Annotated in this window: 17 protein-coding genes; 6 read left to right on the forward strand and 11 right to left on the reverse strand. The window is 49.7% G+C overall.

Features of this window, described 5'->3' with window-relative positions:
- Window positions 1-70: 70 nt before the first annotated feature.
- Window positions 71-874, reverse strand: coding sequence for an FkbM family methyltransferase (locus SD10_RS21145; protein WP_158500584.1), 804 nt, complete (start codon window positions 872-874; stop codon window positions 71-73).
- A gap of 307 nt (window positions 875-1,181) precedes the next feature.
- Between SD10_RS21145 and SD10_RS21150 the strand changes: the two genes are divergently transcribed.
- Complete coding sequence (locus SD10_RS21150) at window positions 1,182-1,490, forward strand: thioredoxin family protein (protein WP_052731251.1); 309 nt, start codon at window positions 1,182-1,184, stop codon at window positions 1,488-1,490.
- A 228-nt stretch (window positions 1,491-1,718) separates the two neighbouring features.
- Here the strand turns inward: SD10_RS21150 and SD10_RS21155 are convergent, their stop codons facing one another.
- A complete protein-coding gene (locus tag SD10_RS21155) occupies window positions 1,719-3,419 on the reverse strand; it encodes a tetratricopeptide repeat protein (protein ID WP_179945470.1) in 1,701 nt (566 codons plus the stop codon).
- Window positions 3,420-3,675: 256 nt separating this feature from the next.
- Between SD10_RS21155 and SD10_RS21160 the strand changes: the two genes are divergently transcribed.
- The gene (locus SD10_RS21160) at window positions 3,676-4,092 is read left to right on the forward strand and encodes an OmpA family protein (RefSeq protein WP_158500585.1); all 417 of its coding nucleotides are present in this window, start codon (window positions 3,676-3,678) and stop codon (window positions 4,090-4,092) included.
- Window positions 4,093-4,180: 88 nt separating this feature from the next.
- On the opposite strand, the gene SD10_RS21165 is transcribed toward SD10_RS21160, so the two are convergent.
- Window positions 4,181-4,579, reverse strand: a complete 399-nt coding sequence (locus SD10_RS21165; protein ID WP_046576538.1) for a T9SS type A sorting domain-containing protein — start codon at window positions 4,577-4,579, stop codon at window positions 4,181-4,183.
- A gap of 568 nt (window positions 4,580-5,147) precedes the next feature.
- On the opposite strand from SD10_RS21165, the gene SD10_RS21170 reads away from it, so the two are divergent.
- The 4 genes from SD10_RS21170 to SD10_RS21185 all read left to right on the forward strand — a co-directional run bounded on the left by SD10_RS21170 (window position 5,148) and on the right by SD10_RS21185 (window position 9,708).
- Entirely contained in the window at window positions 5,148-5,537 is a 390-nt protein-coding gene (locus SD10_RS21170; RefSeq protein WP_046576540.1) for a DoxX family protein, read from the forward strand.
- Between the two features lie 204 nt (window positions 5,538-5,741).
- Window positions 5,742-6,527: a 2Fe-2S iron-sulfur cluster-binding protein gene (locus SD10_RS21175; protein WP_046576542.1), complete on the forward strand. Its 786-nt coding sequence runs from the start codon at window positions 5,742-5,744 to the stop codon at window positions 6,525-6,527.
- Window positions 6,528-6,546: 19 nt separating this feature from the next.
- Window positions 6,547-7,566 carry an FAD binding domain-containing protein gene (locus tag SD10_RS21180; RefSeq protein ID WP_046576544.1) on the forward strand — a complete coding sequence of 340 codons (1,020 nt, stop codon included), beginning with the start codon at window positions 6,547-6,549 and terminating at the stop codon, window positions 7,564-7,566.
- Between the two features lie 21 nt (window positions 7,567-7,587).
- Complete coding sequence (locus SD10_RS21185; protein WP_046576545.1) at window positions 7,588-9,708, forward strand: xanthine dehydrogenase family protein molybdopterin-binding subunit; 2,121 nt, start codon at window positions 7,588-7,590, stop codon at window positions 9,706-9,708.
- Between the two features lie 78 nt (window positions 9,709-9,786).
- Here SD10_RS21185 and SD10_RS21190 read toward each other — a convergent pair whose 3' ends face one another.
- The 8 genes from SD10_RS21190 to SD10_RS21225 all read right to left on the reverse strand — a co-directional run bounded on the left by SD10_RS21190 (window position 9,787) and on the right by SD10_RS21225 (window position 18,168).
- On the reverse strand, window positions 9,787-10,224 hold the full coding sequence (locus SD10_RS21190) for a response regulator (protein ID WP_046576548.1): 438 nt from the start codon (window positions 10,222-10,224) through the stop codon (window positions 9,787-9,789).
- 203 nt (window positions 10,225-10,427) lie between these two features.
- A complete protein-coding gene (locus SD10_RS21195) occupies window positions 10,428-13,121 on the reverse strand; it encodes a response regulator (protein ID WP_158500586.1) in 2,694 nt (897 codons plus the stop codon).
- 588 nt (window positions 13,122-13,709) lie between these two features.
- Window positions 13,710-14,264, reverse strand: a complete 555-nt coding sequence (locus SD10_RS21200; RefSeq protein WP_046576550.1) for an RNA polymerase sigma factor — start codon at window positions 14,262-14,264, stop codon at window positions 13,710-13,712.
- Between the two features lie 500 nt (window positions 14,265-14,764).
- Window positions 14,765-15,166: a hypothetical protein gene (locus SD10_RS21205; protein ID WP_046576551.1), complete on the reverse strand. Its 402-nt coding sequence runs from the start codon at window positions 15,164-15,166 to the stop codon at window positions 14,765-14,767.
- Between the two features lie 177 nt (window positions 15,167-15,343).
- Window positions 15,344-16,453: an ATP-binding protein gene (locus SD10_RS21210; RefSeq protein ID WP_046576552.1), complete on the reverse strand. Its 1,110-nt coding sequence runs from the start codon at window positions 16,451-16,453 to the stop codon at window positions 15,344-15,346.
- Entirely contained in the window at window positions 16,450-17,148 is a 699-nt protein-coding gene (locus SD10_RS21215; RefSeq protein WP_046576554.1) for an RNA ligase family protein, read from the reverse strand. The genes SD10_RS21210 and SD10_RS21215 overlap by 4 nt, the downstream gene beginning before the upstream one ends.
- A gap of 168 nt (window positions 17,149-17,316) precedes the next feature.
- Window positions 17,317-17,547, reverse strand: a complete 231-nt coding sequence (locus SD10_RS21220) for a DUF6965 family protein (RefSeq protein WP_046576556.1) — start codon at window positions 17,545-17,547, stop codon at window positions 17,317-17,319.
- 393 nt (window positions 17,548-17,940) lie between these two features.
- Window positions 17,941-18,168, reverse strand: coding sequence for a hypothetical protein (locus SD10_RS21225; RefSeq protein ID WP_046576558.1), 228 nt, complete (start codon window positions 18,166-18,168; stop codon window positions 17,941-17,943).
- Between the last annotated feature and the right edge of the window lie 4 nt (window positions 18,169-18,172).

The following is an 18,172-nucleotide window of genomic DNA, read 5'->3' on the forward strand; positions in this document are numbered from 1 at the left end:
GGAAGCAGGGCGTCTGCTCAATGTGATTGTACAACTGGATTAAGGTAGCAAACGCGCGACAAATCAGAACCTACTTATAGGCTGCCTGAAGCTGTTCATAAACGTCTTCCCGAACAAATGTACGCTTCATACTTTCGGTAGAATGGACTAATACATAACCAGCATTTTTCAGTTTATCACATGCTTTTTTGATTCTGAAATGAAACCGTTTGTCGGTAGCGTTATGCACTTCATCGAACTCGACCAGGATTACTTTTATATCCAGTTTATCCTCAATTATTGTATCAATAACGGTGTATTCAGCCCCTTCAATTTCTAATTTAAGCAGATCAATTGCTGAATGCCCAAGCGTTTTCATCAGATTACTTAACCGGTCGACTGGTGCCTCCAAATAATCACCGGACTCTTTGAATAGATAGACAGAACGGGATATATAATTATCTTTCTGGGGGGCAAAAAATTTTAGTGTTGTTTTCTGATCCCAAACGCCAACTTCGACAAATGTCATTTCCTGTACTTCTTCTGGCGTAAGCTGATAGGTATAAGCTCCTTTACTGTAAGGGGCCACATTATGAATTGTCAGCAAATACCCTTTTTCCGCATATTCCTTAACCAGTGCGAAGTGATCAATACCTTCAGGAGTAGGGTCGAAAATAAATATACGGGCATCATATTTCATTTTAAGCTCAGCATCGAACGAAATATCTGCGCCGGCACCTACACAATAACAAACTGACTCTTTTGTGATAAAAGAGTCGGGAATATGATAGCCGTTGTACAAAGAACCCAGGTAAATCAATCGAGAAAGAGGTTTAATCCCTTGTTGAGGGTGTACACCCATTAGTTGTTTAACTAGTTGTATAATTTTTCCCATATGCATTAAATAACCTTGTGGAGAGCAGAAACTATGCCCGAAAAACAAAGCGACAATTAAAAAAATTAAACTACTAAATACAAGCGAGTATATACTAACAACGTTTTTTTTTCTTTACGAATAGCTCTTTTCGTTACAAACTTGTCACCAAAACATTTATCTACCTTTAATCACACGGGTATAGCCCGAATCGCCAGTCCGGCATCCAGGCGTTGGCCTTACCAATTGGATCATTGACGGTAAGACAAGACCCACTACCTCGAAATGTTAATTTAAGTAGCTGTATATAAGCACAGCCAAAATGGGGATGACCTTAACCGAATACAACCAGATTCTTGCCAGCCATAAACTGGTTCTGGTCGACATTGGCTCCAACTGTTGTGGCTCGTGCAAGAAGGTGAAACCCATTCTGGAAACCCTTTGTCAACAACACAGCGATGCGCTGAAAATTGTTGAAATCGAACTGGAAGAAAGCCCGGCGCTGATCGCATCGCTGAAAACGGTTTCGTCTTTCCCCTACCTGATCCTGTACAAGCAAGGCGAAATTGTCCTCAAACGCGCTGGCCTGACCGAGCTAAAAGCCGAACTCGACACCAAGCTGGTTGCAGCAAAGTAAACGCCGGTAACGACTTAATTCAATCGCGTAGCGATTGGATGTTTGTAGTACATGTGAGCGGTCGGCATTTAAGCATGCCGTAGGTATACGACCCGTAACACTCGTTGCGTACCTAAAGGCATGCTGGGATACCGACAGCCTACATTTGTTACAATCATGTCGTACCTACGGTACTTAGCTCGTTGAGTATGAATAATCAATACTCGCTATTCCCATTAAACGCAGACATCAATAAACAGACGCGGCAGGAATTTGCTCCGCCTTCGAAAAAGCAGATCGGTAATCCGTTTCAATCTTCGCCAGTTCGGCGGATTTGTGCTGGCGTCTAAGCGCCTTGTGAAGCCCTACTAACGACCAGCCATTACCCGGATGGTGCACCAGGTCCTGACGGTACACGGCTTCGGCCTCTTTCACTTTGTTTAGTTGAAGTAAATAAGCGCCCAGGAACTGCCGGACGGGTAAGGGCCAATCGGCAGGTTCGGTATAAATCAATTGATCTTCGAGGGAAATAGCCTGCTGAAGGTTGGTGACCGCCTGTTCAGGCTTCTTTTCAGCAAACAGAATGGCCGACGCCAGAATATGATCGGCAATTTTGGCCACCGGGAGCGGAGCATTGAACGGTATCCGCCGTTTTTCGAGAATGGGGTCTTTTAAGCGTTCCTCAAGCAGTTGGCTCTGCTTTTTGGCTTCCGCAATTTTTCCTGTACCGACCAGGGCCATGCCTCTCGAAAAATGATCCAGCAGGCTGGCATATGCCCAGGTTTCGCTGGGCTTCTCCGTTGCTAAAATTTCACTCCACTTACCCAGCCTGACCAGCGTCAGTGAGGGCAGCATATACAGGTATTGATCATAGGTATTCTCGGGCACAGGCGACACCGATTTGCGGCAGCGGAGGGCATCGGTCAAGCCCGTTTGGTACATACCCCCGCTTAGGGCGCAATACGTCTGGACAGCAAAATAGTGGGGCGAATGCTTCACCAGGCTAAGGTTGGCCGCCAATGAATCATAGATCAGCAGATTGTCATCTGCATCGTCGTTAACAGTCACCCCTTGCGCAAACAGGCCATTTCGCTGATACTCGTGGCTTGCCATGTGCACCATATGCGCGACACCCGGAAGCAGGGTTTTAAGTTTGTCGGCGTTGGCCAGCGCTACCTGCGGCTTCAGGGATGCTTCGGTCAGGTGAATCTGATAATGCAGGGCGGCCGGATGATCAGGGTGCTCATTGAGGACGCTTTCGCACAGGTCCACTACCTCCTGCGTCCAGGCTTTTGGGGTTCCCTCGCTCGTCCAGAAATCCCAGGCGTGTATCAGCATTATGGCATCTACATACAGCATTTTAATATCCGGGTCGTTACCTTCGGACAGAAGTTGCCGGGTAGCCGATGCATACGCCTGATTGAGTTTTTTGCGATCAGCGTTTGTCGCAAAATCGTAGCGGGTATTCATCGCCTGAATCAGCTTTTTCTCTTTCGGGTTGGCATTCGCAATCAGTTCGTTCATGCGTGCCACAATAGCGGGCATGTCTGCCGGAACCGTGTATGTATGAGCCGCATTGTAATAAGGACCTCCGGCCAGGGCCTGCCCCCAGAATGCCATCGGGCAAGCGGGATCAAGGCGAGCCGCTTCCTTAAACGAAGCCATCGCTTCTTTCATGTGGTAGCTGTAGTACATCGTCAGGCCCTGATCGAAATAAAACTGAGCACTGTCGCTACTGGTCGTGATCTTATAAGAGTGGTTTCCCCACCCCGGCAGGGGCACGATGAACTTCCCGTTTTCCATCGGGCTGATACGTCCATCGGTTCCATAGCCACAAACGGGAATAGCGTCGTTTCGGTCAAAAACAAGGCTACGAGCCGAATTAAACAAAAACAAAGCCGCCAGAGGAGCAGCGACCAAGGCTATTTTAGGAGATTTACGGCGCTTCATGATAGCGTGATTCTATAAATACGGGTAACGTACACGTACCAGGGTGTGACTCAAGCCGGTCGCGGGTTAAGCTGTGTTGCGGCAGGCGGTTAACTAAGCCACTCCTGAGCAGTTAAATGTAAGCTGTTATTGGCAAACTTTACTCATCTTCACCTAAAAGCTGACAATCAACATGTTCGTTACTGACTGGCGAGATCAACCAATAGCTTTGCAGAGCACGTCAGGTGGGTGCATACAAACCAGACGCAGGTTGACCTTGATTACCGCTCTGCTGACAATAGCACTGACCATCTGCGTGAATCTGGGGGTACGAGCCCAGATAACGTCTGACCTGCCGTTGAGTATTACCATCTTATATTTTGATCAGAGTAGTCATCAACTGCGGCCCAACGTGAAAACGATGCTGGATTCAATTGCCCAACAACTGGTAGAACAACCAAGGCTGATGGCTACCGTAACCGGTTATACCGATAATGTTGGCAAGCGCGAATTAAACATGGCTTTAGCTAAGCACCGGGCCAAGGCTGTCGAGCAGTATCTCAGACAGCATGGTGTTCTGGCAAACCAGATCGCAGCCAGTTGGGAAGGGCCTGATACAAAGGCATCAGCCGACGGCCCGGAGGCTATAAAAACAATCAGCAGGCGCGTTGTCGTTCAGCTTTCTCCCCGGTAGGGTCACTGGGCAGATACCAAAAGAAAGCAGCCACTCGTTCGAATGGCTGCCTTGCTCTGGTGTGGGTAAGGGTGGGAAGGAAATGAGCTTAGTTGATGGCCACCAGACGACTGGGCGCACTGGGCTGGTTGGTCGATAACGTCACTGAGTACGTTGTCACCTCCACACCATTGCTCATCTGAACCTGATAAGCTCCGTCGGGCAGATCACTCAATGTCAGCCGAAGGCGGGCTATCGTTTCTTTCTTGGCCACCCGCTGAGTGAACAGCACTTTGCCGGCTGCATTTACTAGCTGAATGTCGACCACACCCGTCGCTTCTTTATCCACGGCAATCTGAAGCTTGCCTTCTGCGGTGGTGTACATACCCGTTTTGTAACTAGCCACAGGAGCGGGACGTCCACCGGGATTGGTGTTGGCCAATGAAGCCGAAAAAGTAGCCAGGGTTAAGGCAAAAGCAATGACGAGGGGATTGATGAGGGCTTTCATGATGTATGTGTTTGTATGATTTATTTTTCCGTTTTGGATAGGTCAAAGGTCGGCAGGTTAGCGGCCAGGGGCTGTCACAAATGAGTCAATCGCTGACACTTTTGAGAATTGCGGCTCAATTGGACTGCTAATGACTCAGGTGAAGACTAGTTTTACGATAAAGCCAGCGGATAAAGAGCGGGATGGCAGCTGGCCTCAAGCCCATGATCGTTTCGGGCGGCAGTAAAAGCCCACGAAAATAAATAGATAAATAAAGGTTGTTCCGTTTCAGACTGCACAATAAAGTGGCAGAACTACCGTTTTAGATCTGTTACGTTGCTTTTGCTCCACAGCTCCTACTGTGGAGCTTTTTTTTGTTCGACCGTCAGCGATCAATTCTATGTGACAATGATCTTCCTCTCCTTCTGACGCATCCACGCTGCTCGCTACGCCGAGTTAGTGAGGGCAGGTTCTCAAACCTTGCAAAACTCGATCATGCCTTGCGGATCGGTTAACTCAAGCAGCTTTTAAACTCTAAGCCGACACAGGCAGTTACTAGTTGGCTAATGGAGTATAAACCAACAGAGCCATGGACGATAAAACGGCAAAAAAAGTAGCCAGGATTTTCTTAGGAGGTGCGTTAATCTTTGCTGGTGTAAGCCACCTGACCTTTGCCCGGAAGGCATTCAGAGCGCAGGTACCAGATAGCATACCGCTGAAGAAAGAAGACACGGTGTTGTATTCGGGTGTTGCCGAAATCGCCTTGGGTAGTAGTCTGGTGCTGACCAACGAAAAGCATCAGGAAACTGTAGGAAAAGTAGCCGCTGCGTTCTTTACGGCCGTTTTCCCCGGCAACATTGCCCAATTTGCCAATCGGCGCAGTGCATTCGGGCTGGATACGGATCTGAAACGATTTGTTCGTTTATTTTTCCAGCCTGTACTGGTCTTCTGGGCCTTGAAAAGCACGCATAAGAACTAGCTGACAGCCAAATCATTCGTCAGCACGAATCGTAGAAGCACGGCCCGTACGTCTGAAGTGGTTGCTTGCTGGCTGAATGACATCGTCTATAATGTATCATTCATAACAATAAGCCTGATCGACGGGTTAACCCTCTTGATCTCACCGCGTAACCTACTATTTCCAAGCCTTTTATAGTCAATCCCTGTATCTCCCCGGACGTGCATGAACGAAGACAAGCAAGTGCCTCAACTGACCGAGGACGAAAAGAAGCTATTTGAAGAATTGATGCCAGAGGACCTCAACGAGATTCTTGACACAGGTGTAAACAGGCGTCACTTTTTGAAACTTATGACCCTGGTGGGTGGTGGCATTCTGACGGCCCAGTCCGCCGTTGCCGAGCAGGTATTTACCCGATCCCTTAACGGTCCAGTAGTAGAGCACGCACCAGCAGTCCTGGAGAACGGGGTCAATGTATCGTTCAACGTCAATGGCGAGGCTCGCAAGCTAACAGTTGACTCCAGGATGACCTTACTGGATACCCTACGGGAACGACTCGAACTGACTGGCTCCAAAAAAGGCTGCGATCATGGCCAGTGTGGGGCTTGTACGGTTATCGTCGATGGTCGACGCGTATTGTCCTGCCTTACGCTGGCAGCAAGTTGTGAGGGCAAGACGGTTAAAACCATTGAAGGCATCGCGCGGGGTAGTCAACTGCACCCGGTACAGGCCGCTTTTTTGAAACACGATGGCTTTCAATGCGGCTTCTGTACGCCTGGGCAAATCTGTTCGGCGGTGGCGCTGATGGAGGAGGCCAAAAATGGGGAAGCCAGTTATGTAACGAAAAATGTTCGTCAAAAACCGGGACCCGTTCAGTTGTCAACTGAAGAGATACGGGAGCGGATGTCCGGCAACCTGTGCCGCTGCGGTGCCTATCCGAACATCGTAGCCGCGATTCAGGAAGTACACAGCGGAAAACCCGTCGAACAGATCTGGCAATTTGTCGGCTAACCTCTTACTAATTGCACCCATGAGACCTTTTAAATATACAAACGCCAAAGACGCTTCCTCGGCGGCAAAGCTCCTGACGGTTAACCCGAATGCCCGGCTTCTGGCGGGCGGTACAAACCTGTTGGACCTGATGAAGGAGGATGTTGAACGGCCTGACGAACTGATCGACATTACGCGGCTATCGCTTACACAAATCAAGCCTATTTCGGCGGGGGCCAATCAGGGCGGCATTTCCATTGGTAGCCTGGGCAAGAATACGGATGCGGCCAATCATCCGCTGATTCGTCAAAATTATCCGCTGCTTACCCAGGCGATTCTTGCGGGAGCATCCGGTCAGATCAGAAATATGGCCACCAATGGCGGTAATCTGCTGCAACGAACCCGCTGTCCTTACTTCTATGACGTCGCCATGCCCTGCAACAAACGGGAGCCGGGAAGTGGTTGTGGTGCTCTGGAGGGCATTAACCGGATGCACGCCATCTTCGGTTGGTCCGAAAAATGTGTCGCGGTCTATCCATCTGATATGGCCGTTGCGCTGGCCGCCCTGGATGCCGTCATCCATGTTAGGAATGCAGACGGGCAGGAACGGACGATCAATTTCGCCGATTTTCATCGACTCCCCGGCGATTCGCCCGAGAAAGATACCAACCTGAACCATGATGAGTTGATCACCGCCATTGAACTACCCAAAACAAAATTGGCCGATCATGCCTACTACCTCAAAGTTCGTGATCGTGCTTCGTATGCGTTTGCGCTGGTTTCGGTGGCCGCTGCCCTGGAAATAGATTCGTCGCGGTCCGGCAACCGGATCGTTCAGGCTCGCATTGCGCTGGGTGGCGTAGCGCATAAGCCCTGGCGGGCGTTTGCAGCCGAAAAAATGCTTATTGGGAAAGACGCAACGGAAGCAAATTTCAAGCTGGCAGCCGATGCCGAAATGGCGAATGCAAAGCCGTTGGCCCACAATAAATTCAAAGTCGAATTAGGCAACCGAAGTATCGTGAGAGCGCTTCAACTCGCTCTGGAAGGCAACAAGGCCTAACGTCCGTAATCAACCATCGCCATGCAGGAAAGAAACAAGATAACCGGTACGCCGGTCAGTCGTATTGACGGTATCCTGAAAGTGACCGGCAAAGCCGATTACTCGACCGACCACCCGGTGAAGAACGTTGCCTACGCCGTTCTGTTCAAGAGCACCATTGCGGCCGGATCCATCCAAGCGATTGATGTGGCCGAGGCCGAAAAAGCGCCGGGTGTTCTGGCCGTAATCACCCACCTCAACGCCCCAAAGCTCAATGTAAAAGGTGGTCTTCGGGGAGGGGCCATGCTCCAAAGTCCAACCATTGAGTTTTATGGCCAGCACATTGGTCTGGTCGTTGCCGAAACGTTTGAACAGGCCCGCCATGCATCACATCTAGTTAAAGTGACGTATGCGAAAACAACGCCAAACGTCGACTTCGAAAAACTGGCGAGCCAGGCCGTACCCGCCAAAGACCCGAAAGAAGAAAAGCGGGGCGACACCCAGGCGGCCCTTGGTTCGGCAGCCATCAAAGTTGAAGAGGTATACGCAACCCCGATTGAACACCACCACCCGCTGGAACCCCACGCCACGATTGCTGAGTGGAATGGCGACCATGTAACCTTATACAATAGCTCGCAGATTGTCAATGGTGCTCAGAGTGCAGCAGCCGCAACACTGGGCATCAAGCCAGAAAATGTCCGAATCGTTTCTCCCTACATTGGGGGCGGATTTGGTTCCAAAGGTGGACAATGGGCCAATCTGGTGCTGGCTGCCGTTGCGGCAAAGGCGGTCAACCGTCCCGTAAAAATGGCCCTGACCCGCCAGCAGATGGTAAATTCGGTCGGGCTACGGCAACGGAATTACCAGAAAGTGAGTCTGGCTGCCACGAAGGATGGTAAACTGACCGCGCTGTCGCACGAGATCACGACGCACTGCGCCATACACGATGAATTTGTGGAGCCTTGCGGAGATTGCTCGAAAGTCATGTACGACGTTCCCAACTCGCTCATTAGTTACCGGGTTGTGCCCATGAACATGATTCTGCCGACCTACACACGCGGTCCGGGAAAATCGACGGGAAGCTTCGCGCTCGAATCGGCCATGGATGAACTGGCCTATAAGCTTAAAATGGACCCCATCGAGTTGCGCTTGAAGAACGAGCCGGAACGCGACCCATCCAGTGGTAAGCCCTGGTCGTCACGCAAAGCGGTGCAATGCCTGAAAGAAGGGGCAAAAGCCTTTGGATGGGAGAAGCGGAAGCCGGAGCCTCGCCAGAACCAGGAGGGCAATTACTGGATTGGCTACGGTGTGGCCTGCGGAACCTACCCCGCTCACCAGCGGCCAAGCTCGGCCCTTGTAAAACTGAACCGCGAAGGAAGCGATGTTACAGCAATCGTTGAATTGGCGGCTGCCGATTTAGGCACGGGAACCTATACCATTTTGGCCCAAACGGCAGCCGATGCCCTGGATCTGCCCTTAGCCAAAATAAGCGTTAAAATCGGCGACTCCGATCTGCCGCCAGCTGCTGGTTCGGTGGGTTCGGTGGGGGCAACCAGTTATGCCAATGTGGTCAACGATGCCTGCCTAAAAATCACCGACGAGCTGATCGCCCGATCGGGCAAACAGTATTTTGCCCGGCCTACAGCTTCGCAGCTAATGATTTCGGAGAAGGTCAGCACCTACCAGACCCGAGTAGAGTCCAAAGCACCAGACAATGCAGAAGACTATTCGGCGCATAGTTTCAACGCCAACTTTGCCGAGGTACGGGTCAACAAGTCGACAGGTATGGTCAGGGTTTCTCGTTTTCTGGCCGTTACAGGAGCGGGCAAGATTCTGAATCCCAAAACGGCCCGTTCGCAGATTATTGGCGGAAACATCTGGGGTATTGGGATGGCACTTACTGAAGAATCGGTTGTTGATCCGCGCTGGGGCAACTTTGTCACCCGTTCGTTAGCGGATTACCACGTTCCGGCTAACCTGGATATTGGTTCGATGGAAGCCATTTTCATCCGGGAAGAAGACACGGCCTCCAACAAGCTGGGCGTAAAAGGAATCGGGGAAGTAGGGATTGTTGGCGTGGCAGCCGCCGTTGCCAATGCGATTTTTAATGCCACGGGTAAGCGCATCCGGGAGTTGCCCATAACTCCGGATAAACTGTTGTAAAGCGTTCGTTCCTGTCAATGAAGCGGTGCTTAAACGGATAAGCACCGCTTCATTGACAGGTTTCATTTCGGGCTCTGTTTATCTGGTTTCCGGCGATTGATAGTCGAGAATAAGTTTTAGGAGACGATCCGACTGGAGGGGCTTCGTCAGGATGCCATTCAGCCCGTTTGCCTGAACCTGCGTCTCGATGTCTACCGTTGTATCCGCCGTCAGGGCAATAATGGGCAGGGTTTCGCCCCGCTCCCGCATCCGTCTTGCCGATTCATAGCCATCCATAACGGGCATCTGTAAGTCCATCAATACCATCGTATGCCTGGCTGGGTTCAGCAGTTCCAGGGCTTCCTGCCCATTCTTGGCCACGTCAATCTGTCCGCACCATCCTTCCAGCAATCGTTTGGCAAACAGGACATTTAGCGGATAATCCTCCACGACCAGAAAGGACATGCCCAGTAGGGGCTTCCTGTTAGCCGGGGGCGTCGGCGGCAGGCCGGACGAATTGTTTGAAGCCTCATTCATTCGGTCAATAATTAATAATAAAAGACGTACTTCAATATTGCACAAATTTTAAATCACAGAGGACACAGAGACTAAATAATTAAAGACCAATGCTTTATACCTCCGTGTCCTCTGTGATTTAAAATTTAATCTTATTATGCGTACCTATCGACATGACCCAACAATATAGCCAGACTGAACGAGCAAGAACGATGCAAACCGGATCAGTCGGTCACGATATCTTTCTGAAGGCTCGCCAAAGCAACCTGCATCGTGGGTAACTCGTTTTTGAGCATCGATACATACTGGTTAATCAGCGCGTCAATTTCGGCAGCATCTTTCTGCGCAGCGATCTGCTTTTCCAGCGTGTCGATCAACTGACTAAGCTGAGTCAGGCCAAAGGTACGGATGGGCACTTTCTGGGTATGAATCAGCGAGCCAATAGCCGCAATGTTTCGTTCGGACTGAGCCTGCTCGATCTGTGCCAGCTCAGCGGGTGTCTGCTGTAAAAACAGATCTAATAATTCAGCAGCAAACGCAACGTCGTTATCCACCGAACGGAGTAATGGCTCAATTGAAAAACCAGCGACTGGCTTTATCGGCGCTCTGGCCACTTCAGTGACAGGCGATTTACCGGTCGATGGGGTGTATTTCCGCATCACCCTTTGCAACTCCTCGATCTGGAACGGTTTTGGGATGAAATCATTCATGCCTGCCTGTAGGCACTGCTCCCGCTCACTGGCCAGCGCATGGGCCGTCATAGCAATAATGGGTACGTTGCTTTGTAGTGTGGTTCGAATCTGGCGGGTAGCGGTATACCCATCCATGACAGGCATTTGAATATCCATCAAAACCACATCATACTTTCCCGTCTGTAAATAATCGAGCGCCTGCTGTCCGTTTTCAGCAATCTGGGTTAAATAGCCCAACCGTTTGAGTACCTGTAGCGCCAGTTTTTGGTTGATCAGGTTATCTTCTACTACCAGAATTCTGACTTGCTGACCATCAGCAGACAACGGTTCCATAGACAGGCCGACGGTGGGCTCCTGCACGTCTGTTGTCACTTTATAAGGAATCTCGAGGGTAAAGCACGAGCCCTGATCCGGCACACTCGACACCTGGACCCAACCACCCTGCATCTCGGCGAGCGATTTAACAATACTGAGTCCCAGACCCGTTCCGCCATAATAGCGGGTAGTAAAGTCATTGGCTTGCCGAAACCGGTCAAAAATGTGGGGCAATATATCGGGGGCCATGCCAATGCCTGTATCCTGTACCCTGAAGCGCACACGAACCGAGTCGGCCGTTTCTGCTACCTTATCGATTCGGGCGGTTACCTGCCCGTACTTTGTAAACTTAATGGCATTACTGAGCAGATTCAGCAAAATCTGCGTCAGCCGGGTTGGATCGCCCAAAACGACGGCAGGTAGCGTTGGATCGGTTTCAACCACCAGCGACAGGCTTTTATCGGTAGCTACGGGCAAAATCATGGTTCGAATCGAATCCACCAGCAAATTTAAGCTGAATGGAATGGACTCCAACGGCAACATACCCGCTTCGATCTTGGCAATATCCAGAATATCATTGACAATGGTAAGCAAGTTTTTACCGGCCGTCCGGATATAGTGCAGCGATTCTTTTTGCTCCCCATTCAGGGGGGCCGCTTCGAGCATTTCCGAGAAGCCGAGTATGGCGTTGAGGGGTGTCCGGATCTCGTGGCTCATATTGGCCAGGAATTGTTTCTCTGTGTACCGGGCTTCGTTCAGGGCATAAGCAAACCGAAACGCCAGCACCAGCGATTGTAGAAAGAAAAAGCCCAGATAACCGACAAACAGTTCGATCATCAGCGGAGACGTCAACCCAAAGTATTGACTAAGAATCAGGCTAAAAACGGTTAATAGCAGGCCGGTACTCGCCAGGGAGAAACGGGCACCAGGTCTGCGTTTGCGAAAGGCTTTCCAATACACATATACTGCATAGCCAATATAGATTACCATCAATCCCAGGAACGGGTCCATTAGCCGGGTGAAGTAGATCGGCGGCAACACCAAAACGGTTACCGCAAACGCCAGACAAAGCCCGGTCATAGCCTTGATAATCCGAGGGTGCGTGTCTTTGGGATATAACGACTGGGTGTAAATGACAAAGAGTGCGATGGCCAGATACAGAGAAATGTACTCAAGCCGAACACTGATACTCCAGGGTATTTGAGGCAATAGGTTATGCAGGGCATAAGGCTCCGTACCGATCAGCCGGTAGCTGTAAGTCAGGCAAAACAAGCCATAATACAACATGGGCCGGTCCATGAAGCTGAACGCGAATAAACCCAGAAAAAACAAGCCACTCATCAGGACAAAACCGGTCAGAAACACGGACATGGCCTGCTCTAGAGCCAGCTTTGAGGCCATCCTTCCCGACTCGCCCAGGATCATTGACTTCGTAACGCCCCCTTTGGCGTGCTGAAAATTAGCCAGTTGCAACAGAAGCGTAATCGTATCGCCAGTAGCGGGTAACGAAATCAACTGAGTAGACCAGCGCGGTTGCGTTGTCTCAGAACTTGTGGTGGGATTTCCGCTATGGGCGGCCTCCCTCCCATTAATAAATAATCGATAAGCTGTGTTGAGATCGGGCACTTCCAAACTAAGGGGCACCGATCTGCTGGGTAATAAAACCCGGAGGCTATAGGTAGCCACACCTTGACCTGGTAGTTTTTTCTGTTGCCATGTACTGTGGGCCCAGAGTTGGGGGAGGCTTGTGTATTCGAACGTCGATTCAGGCTGATTGGGCAACCGAAGCTGATGCCAATACCATTTCCACTCACCCGCTAACTCGACACACTGCTGCGTAAAATCTACCGTCTTCAGATCGAGAACTCCCTGATGAGCAAGGGGTTGTTCCTGGGCTTGTGCGACCGGCATACCCATAAACAATAAAAGCAGTGGAAGCAGTATTCCCTTAAGGATTAACGATACAACATCGACAAGCCTTCGCTGCCGATACAAGCGGTTCTCAGGATTACTCGTAAACCGGACGAGGTCATTAAAGTGGCTATACGACACTGGTAGAGACTGTGTATAAGGTAATTAATCAGGCGGATTCTGAAGAAGTTGAGTAGACACCAGATAATAAAGTTACGAATATATATATACTTCTTGTTATCTAAATAAAAATAACTTGAACTTATAGATGTACTTATTACTAATAAAGCACTTATCGATAAACAACTAGTGTTGGTGCAGGATAGAGAATTCGTACTTCATCATGCACCAACGCTGGCTGCTTTCCAGGTGGTTTAGGATTCTATTGAATAGCCATGAGCCAGGTACCTACCCGCAGGAACCGTCTACGAATAAAACATAGGTCAATAATGCATTCCAGGCCAGTAATCAAATCCATAGCCGCATGTCCCGTTTCCTGACCCAGCGTTAACATAACTGTCGTTCGGGTAGCTAAATCCTCAATAGGGCTGATGCTGATAAAATTTAAGGAAACCGAGCCCTAAAAACTTAAGTAGCCTGGTAATGATCGATATCTTTTTTGAAATGCAGGCGGAGTTCCTGCATGGCCTTCCGGGCCCGCGTTTTAACCGTTCCCACGGGTAGCTTTAACTTGTCGGCAACCTCCTGACTGGTGTAGTTTCGGTAATACATCAGCTCTATAACGGCCTGGTATTTAGGCGCCAGATGACTCACCAGCGTTTGGTTAACCTTACCTTCGGAGAAAACAGGTCTCACTTCTTTATCCGAACAGTCGTAGATATAGGCATTAGCAATGGTCCGGACCTTTTGGGCCCGTAGCTCATCCAGGGCTACGTGTCGGGTAATGGTTAATAGCCAGGTAAACAGCCGCCCTTGTTTGGGATCGAAGTGTTCTCTATTTGACCAGATTTTGATAAAGGCATCCTGAAGCAAATCCTCGGCTCGAGCCTGATCGTGGACTAAGCGCAGCAAAACCCCGTATAGGGCTGGTGAGTAGGCATCATAGAGCAGGGCAAACGAGGTGGACGTAGGGTCTAGCAAAGCACTTACTAAGCGTACTTCTGTCTGATCGGAAAGGTTCATGCAAGCAGATGAGTGGGAATGATGGTAGGGTGAGTACATCCTGGCTACGCCGAGATATACCGACGGGATATACTCATATCAATTAAAATCATGCCACTGTAACCTATCGGCGCATAAAGTAGGAGTACATGCTAAAAAACTCATTTTAAGCGCACACGCTGCCAAACCACGTTAATTTATTTGGGGCTGTTATTCCCCATAAACGTGGAAACTATGAGACCTTACCCAAACAGGTATATACATTATGTATACATATTTCGTTAGTCAACAATAAGGGTATGGTCCCATTAAGTAGGTCTTCTTTACCACTTGGTCATACACCTTTTAGTACTGACCCAATGATGTTCGAATTCTCGTATCGGATGTATTGTGTGACCATACGGCATAAGGCTTTGTGAAGACCATAGCTGTCTGGTCAAGGCTTTGCGTTCAGATTAACTGTTAAGGGCTCCTCGGTCTGTGTCTTCACAAACCGAGGAGCCCCAGGAATACAAGTTATCTTACCGCTTCGTCGTCAATATAATATCACCATTTGGGTACGTGATAGTAGCGTCGTTTTCGGCCGTAATATAAACTTCCTTTGGCTTATCGGTTGATGTCGTTTTCAACTCTCCTTTGAGGGCTTTTGAACGGGGAGCGATCTGGCCTAACTTCTTCACTGAGTTTTCATCCGATTCCATCCAGACAATGTACGTCTCTTTGGCTGGCGTAAGCTGTTTTGGCTCTGCCAGATTCATGACGCTTACGTTCAGAACGTAATTATTATTCTTATCTTTTTTTACGCTTACTCCCCCCGTCGCTGCCGGAGCAATGGTGGAATTGAGGAAGGTCATTTTGGGCGTGCATGCACTTAGCGCCACAACCATAAACAGACTATGAGCGATTGCTTTGATTGGTTTCATACTGTTGAGTGATTAATTACCCGGTAAACAGGTGGAAGCTTGCAGATGTTTCGCTGGCCGGGTGCGGAACAGTAACGCCCTTGCGAGTAGCATCACTGTTCTGCAGGACATTGACCAGGTTTTTCGTTTCCGAGGCTCACCATACAGTAACGGGTCCATTTATGTCTTTATCTCGTTCTAGTCAACGGCATAAATGACCGTATGAGCCTCCCAAACAGCGGGAACTTCCCATTTTTCCAGCATCCGACTAACGGCAGGTTCCGGCACCGGATGCTTTCGGTTTGCGTTCTGTTCAGCCCGGAGGGCGTTGGGCACTTCTACATAAACGATCGTTACACGAGCCCGGTAGGTCACAAACAAATCAATCAATTGTGCCCGCATGTTTCGGGTAATATTGGTAGCATTCCAGACAAATGGCTGCTGTTTTCGCAGGTATACCCGTGCCTGTTCCTTCGCGGCCTGCACCACTCGGCCCGTTCCGTGTCGGTCGGTCGGATCGATGCCCAACTGGCGCCGAATACCATCTAAACTCACGACGGGCCAATCCTGGTAATTAGCCAGAATGTGATAGTCCTTACCGACGCCCGGCAAACCGCTCAGCAAGACAACGTCGGTTTTAGTTTCATCGAACAACGCATAATCAGGTGCCAGATCGTCGCGTCTGAAATACTGAAACCGGGTTAAGTCCGACGCAAACGGATAGGGTTTACCAAAGCAATTCTGCTCGCGGCAGAACTCCTCGAAGAGATCAATTCGGTACAGCAAATCGGCCTGATCGGGGCAAATACGTCCTAATACATCCGCGCGAGCCAGCATCGCCAGCCAGGCCGTGTTTACGTCCAGACTAGCCTGCAACAAGGTCTGACGTGGATTTTCCTTCTCCAGCGCCCAGAGCGGCAGACCATGATAACGCACAAGTTTAGCTACAGCCTCTCGTGTGACAAACGGCGTTGGAATCGCATCGTAGAGCAGCAAACGGGCCGTGCGTTCGCCCTTTCGGGCATGGCCTTTGGCCGTAATGTGGCCATCGTCTTCGCGTACGGTCGTTGAGCGTTTTTCCACATCGTGGAGCAAAGCGGCCGCCCAAAGAATGGCCTGCTCATCCGTACTAAGCGCGTTGTAGGCCGGTAAATTGATCAGCGATTCGAGTACCAGGCGTGTGTGCGCGGCCACATCGCCCTCACCATGATAGACGGGGTCCTGCGGCACGCCCACCATAGCACGTACCCAGTCAAACTGGTTCAGAAGAGCGGGCCAGTCGGTGCGGTCGGTTAGTTGCCAGTTCATGCGTTCCTCCTTTCTCCCATCAACGGTGCACGTCGCCAGGTTCGTGTCCAGTGCTCGTCAGTCTGAACGTGCCCTTTCCGAACGTATTTAAAGACACGATGCGGAAACAACGCGGTCGCATAGGCGTCGCTATCCCGCGAAACAATGCCCTCCATTGCAGAGGGAGCGCCCGTTAACGCGTCAAATGACCCCAATCGACTTGTTTCTCCAGCAAGAGCCAGCACCTCGTTCTCAATAATTTGCGGCTGTAAAGGTGCTGTTCGGCGGGCTAGCTCGGGTACGGTTGGAAAGTCGAGCAGACGAGCATAAAATTGTGTTTCCTCCCACGACAACCAGACATCGTGTTCACGTATGGCGAAAACGAAAAAATGGGCGTCGAGCCGGTCGTAGGCAATGGAATGAATGGCGAATAAATTTTCACCAAAAATTTCCAGATTTCCCAGTTCATGACGAATCAGGGCCCAGCGTTGCCGCAGCACACTTGTCCAGGGAGATACCGTTGGGGCCGTATGCGAGCGGGCAAAAACGCCATAACGGCTCAGACAGTTGTTTTCACCATCTAGTTTCTCGGTATGAATCAGATTTCTGATTGCAAACAGGTCAGATGCGTATTCGTGATTGATGCGATCATCGCTGGTTGTACCGGGCGAAAAGGGATAATGGTACGTTCGCCCGTACTTGGTTGATAAAGCCATTTTTCAAGATGGTTTGGTAATACAATAGACATAAGCCCCCGGAGAGGAAGCTCTTCAGCAGTAAGCGTTGTCTATGGGCATTACATGGCTTCTCAAACGATTTATTGGCGCCGTTCGGGGTGATGGCGCGGCACAAAGGTAAGTAAATCGAACTAGCTTCTCGCAGGATCACTGCACTCGCACATTCCGGCAGAAGTCCACTGAATGCTTTTCCAGCAGTTCCCGGATACGCTTAAGCTTAATCAAACTTGTCTTATTCCCATCTTTTGCCAGCTCCATCGACAACGTGACACATTTATGCAGGTTAGATGTTGCTGTTTGTTTGGTGATTCGAAATGGAGTTTCCGGTAGGACAAGGCCGGAGAAATAAGCAATTAGCTCGTTTGTGTTCTCATTCATGAAAACAAATCTACATATTATATAAATAAAATGTATACCGAATAGTAAATAGTGAAACTAAAGTGGTGTTTAAGTTTACCTAATATAAAATAAAGCGCAAATCGGTTAGCCTATTTGGTGTGTATAGTTTTGTCATGCTGATCAATCCGCCGGTTCGGAAGAAAGCATGACAAAAACGATCAACTAAAAATGACACAATCGCTTCTGAAAGACGTTACCCCATTTCCTCATTATCAACGGCCATATGAACAAGCCTGCCCCGCGATTGTATTGCAACTGTGTAGTATAATTTAAGGTGGGGTACTGACAGCCGCTTTCTTTTAGAAAGCGGCTGTTTTGTTTTCAGAAATAACTATCGCTAAATCGACCAGGAAATAACCACCAAACTCCGGGCTACTTACAGGTTGTGGTCACGGTCAGGCTACTGTTATTGGTGGTGTTGGCAATCGTATAGGCTGATACTTCATCATCGCCACAAACCTGCTGCTTGTTGGTGTTAACCAGCCCCGTTTTACCATACGTTAGTGTTTCGCACTCTTTGCAGTTCTTTTTCTTGAAGGAGCCGCCTTCGCAGGAGGCCAGGGCCACTAGGGCGACCATCGCAATCAGGATTTGTTTCATCAGT

Source organism: Spirosoma radiotolerans (assembly GCF_000974425.1).
In the GTDB taxonomy this organism is placed as follows: Bacteria; Bacteroidota; Bacteroidia; order Cytophagales; family Spirosomataceae; genus Spirosoma; species Spirosoma radiotolerans.

Excerpts from the sequence above, each read along its gene's own strand:
- SD10_RS21145 (WP_158500584.1), bottom strand. The coding sequence starts at position 874 with ATGGGAAAAATTATACAACTAGTTAAACAACTAATGGGTGTACACCCT.
- SD10_RS21150 (WP_052731251.1), top strand. The coding sequence starts at position 1,182 with ATGACCTTAACCGAATACAACCAGATTCTTGCCAGCCATAAACTGGTT.
- SD10_RS21155 (WP_179945470.1), bottom strand. The coding sequence starts at position 3,419 with ATGAAGCGCCGTAAATCTCCTAAAATAGCCTTGGTCGCTGCTCCTCTG.
- SD10_RS21165 (WP_046576538.1), bottom strand. The coding sequence starts at position 4,579 with ATGAAAGCCCTCATCAATCCCCTCGTCATTGCTTTTGCCTTAACCCTG.
- SD10_RS21170 (WP_046576540.1), top strand. The coding sequence starts at position 5,148 with ATGGACGATAAAACGGCAAAAAAAGTAGCCAGGATTTTCTTAGGAGGT.
- SD10_RS21175 (WP_046576542.1), top strand. The coding sequence starts at position 5,742 with ATGAACGAAGACAAGCAAGTGCCTCAACTGACCGAGGACGAAAAGAAG.
- SD10_RS21180 (WP_046576544.1), top strand. The coding sequence starts at position 6,547 with ATGAGACCTTTTAAATATACAAACGCCAAAGACGCTTCCTCGGCGGCA.
- SD10_RS21185 (WP_046576545.1), top strand. The coding sequence starts at position 7,588 with ATGCAGGAAAGAAACAAGATAACCGGTACGCCGGTCAGTCGTATTGAC.
- SD10_RS21190 (WP_046576548.1), bottom strand. The coding sequence starts at position 10,224 with ATGAATGAGGCTTCAAACAATTCGTCCGGCCTGCCGCCGACGCCCCCG.
- SD10_RS21195 (WP_158500586.1), bottom strand. The coding sequence starts at position 13,121 with ATGCCGGTCGCACAAGCCCAGGAACAACCCCTTGCTCATCAGGGAGTT.
- SD10_RS21200 (WP_046576550.1), bottom strand. The coding sequence starts at position 14,264 with ATGAACCTTTCCGATCAGACAGAAGTACGCTTAGTAAGTGCTTTGCTA.
- SD10_RS21205 (WP_046576551.1), bottom strand. The coding sequence starts at position 15,166 with ATGAAACCAATCAAAGCAATCGCTCATAGTCTGTTTATGGTTGTGGCG.
- SD10_RS21210 (WP_046576552.1), bottom strand. The coding sequence starts at position 16,453 with ATGAACTGGCAACTAACCGACCGCACCGACTGGCCCGCTCTTCTGAAC.
- SD10_RS21215 (WP_046576554.1), bottom strand. The coding sequence starts at position 17,148 with ATGGCTTTATCAACCAAGTACGGGCGAACGTACCATTATCCCTTTTCG.
- SD10_RS21220 (WP_046576556.1), bottom strand. The coding sequence starts at position 17,547 with ATGAATGAGAACACAAACGAGCTAATTGCTTATTTCTCCGGCCTTGTC.
- SD10_RS21225 (WP_046576558.1), bottom strand. The coding sequence starts at position 18,168 with ATGAAACAAATCCTGATTGCGATGGTCGCCCTAGTGGCCCTGGCCTCC.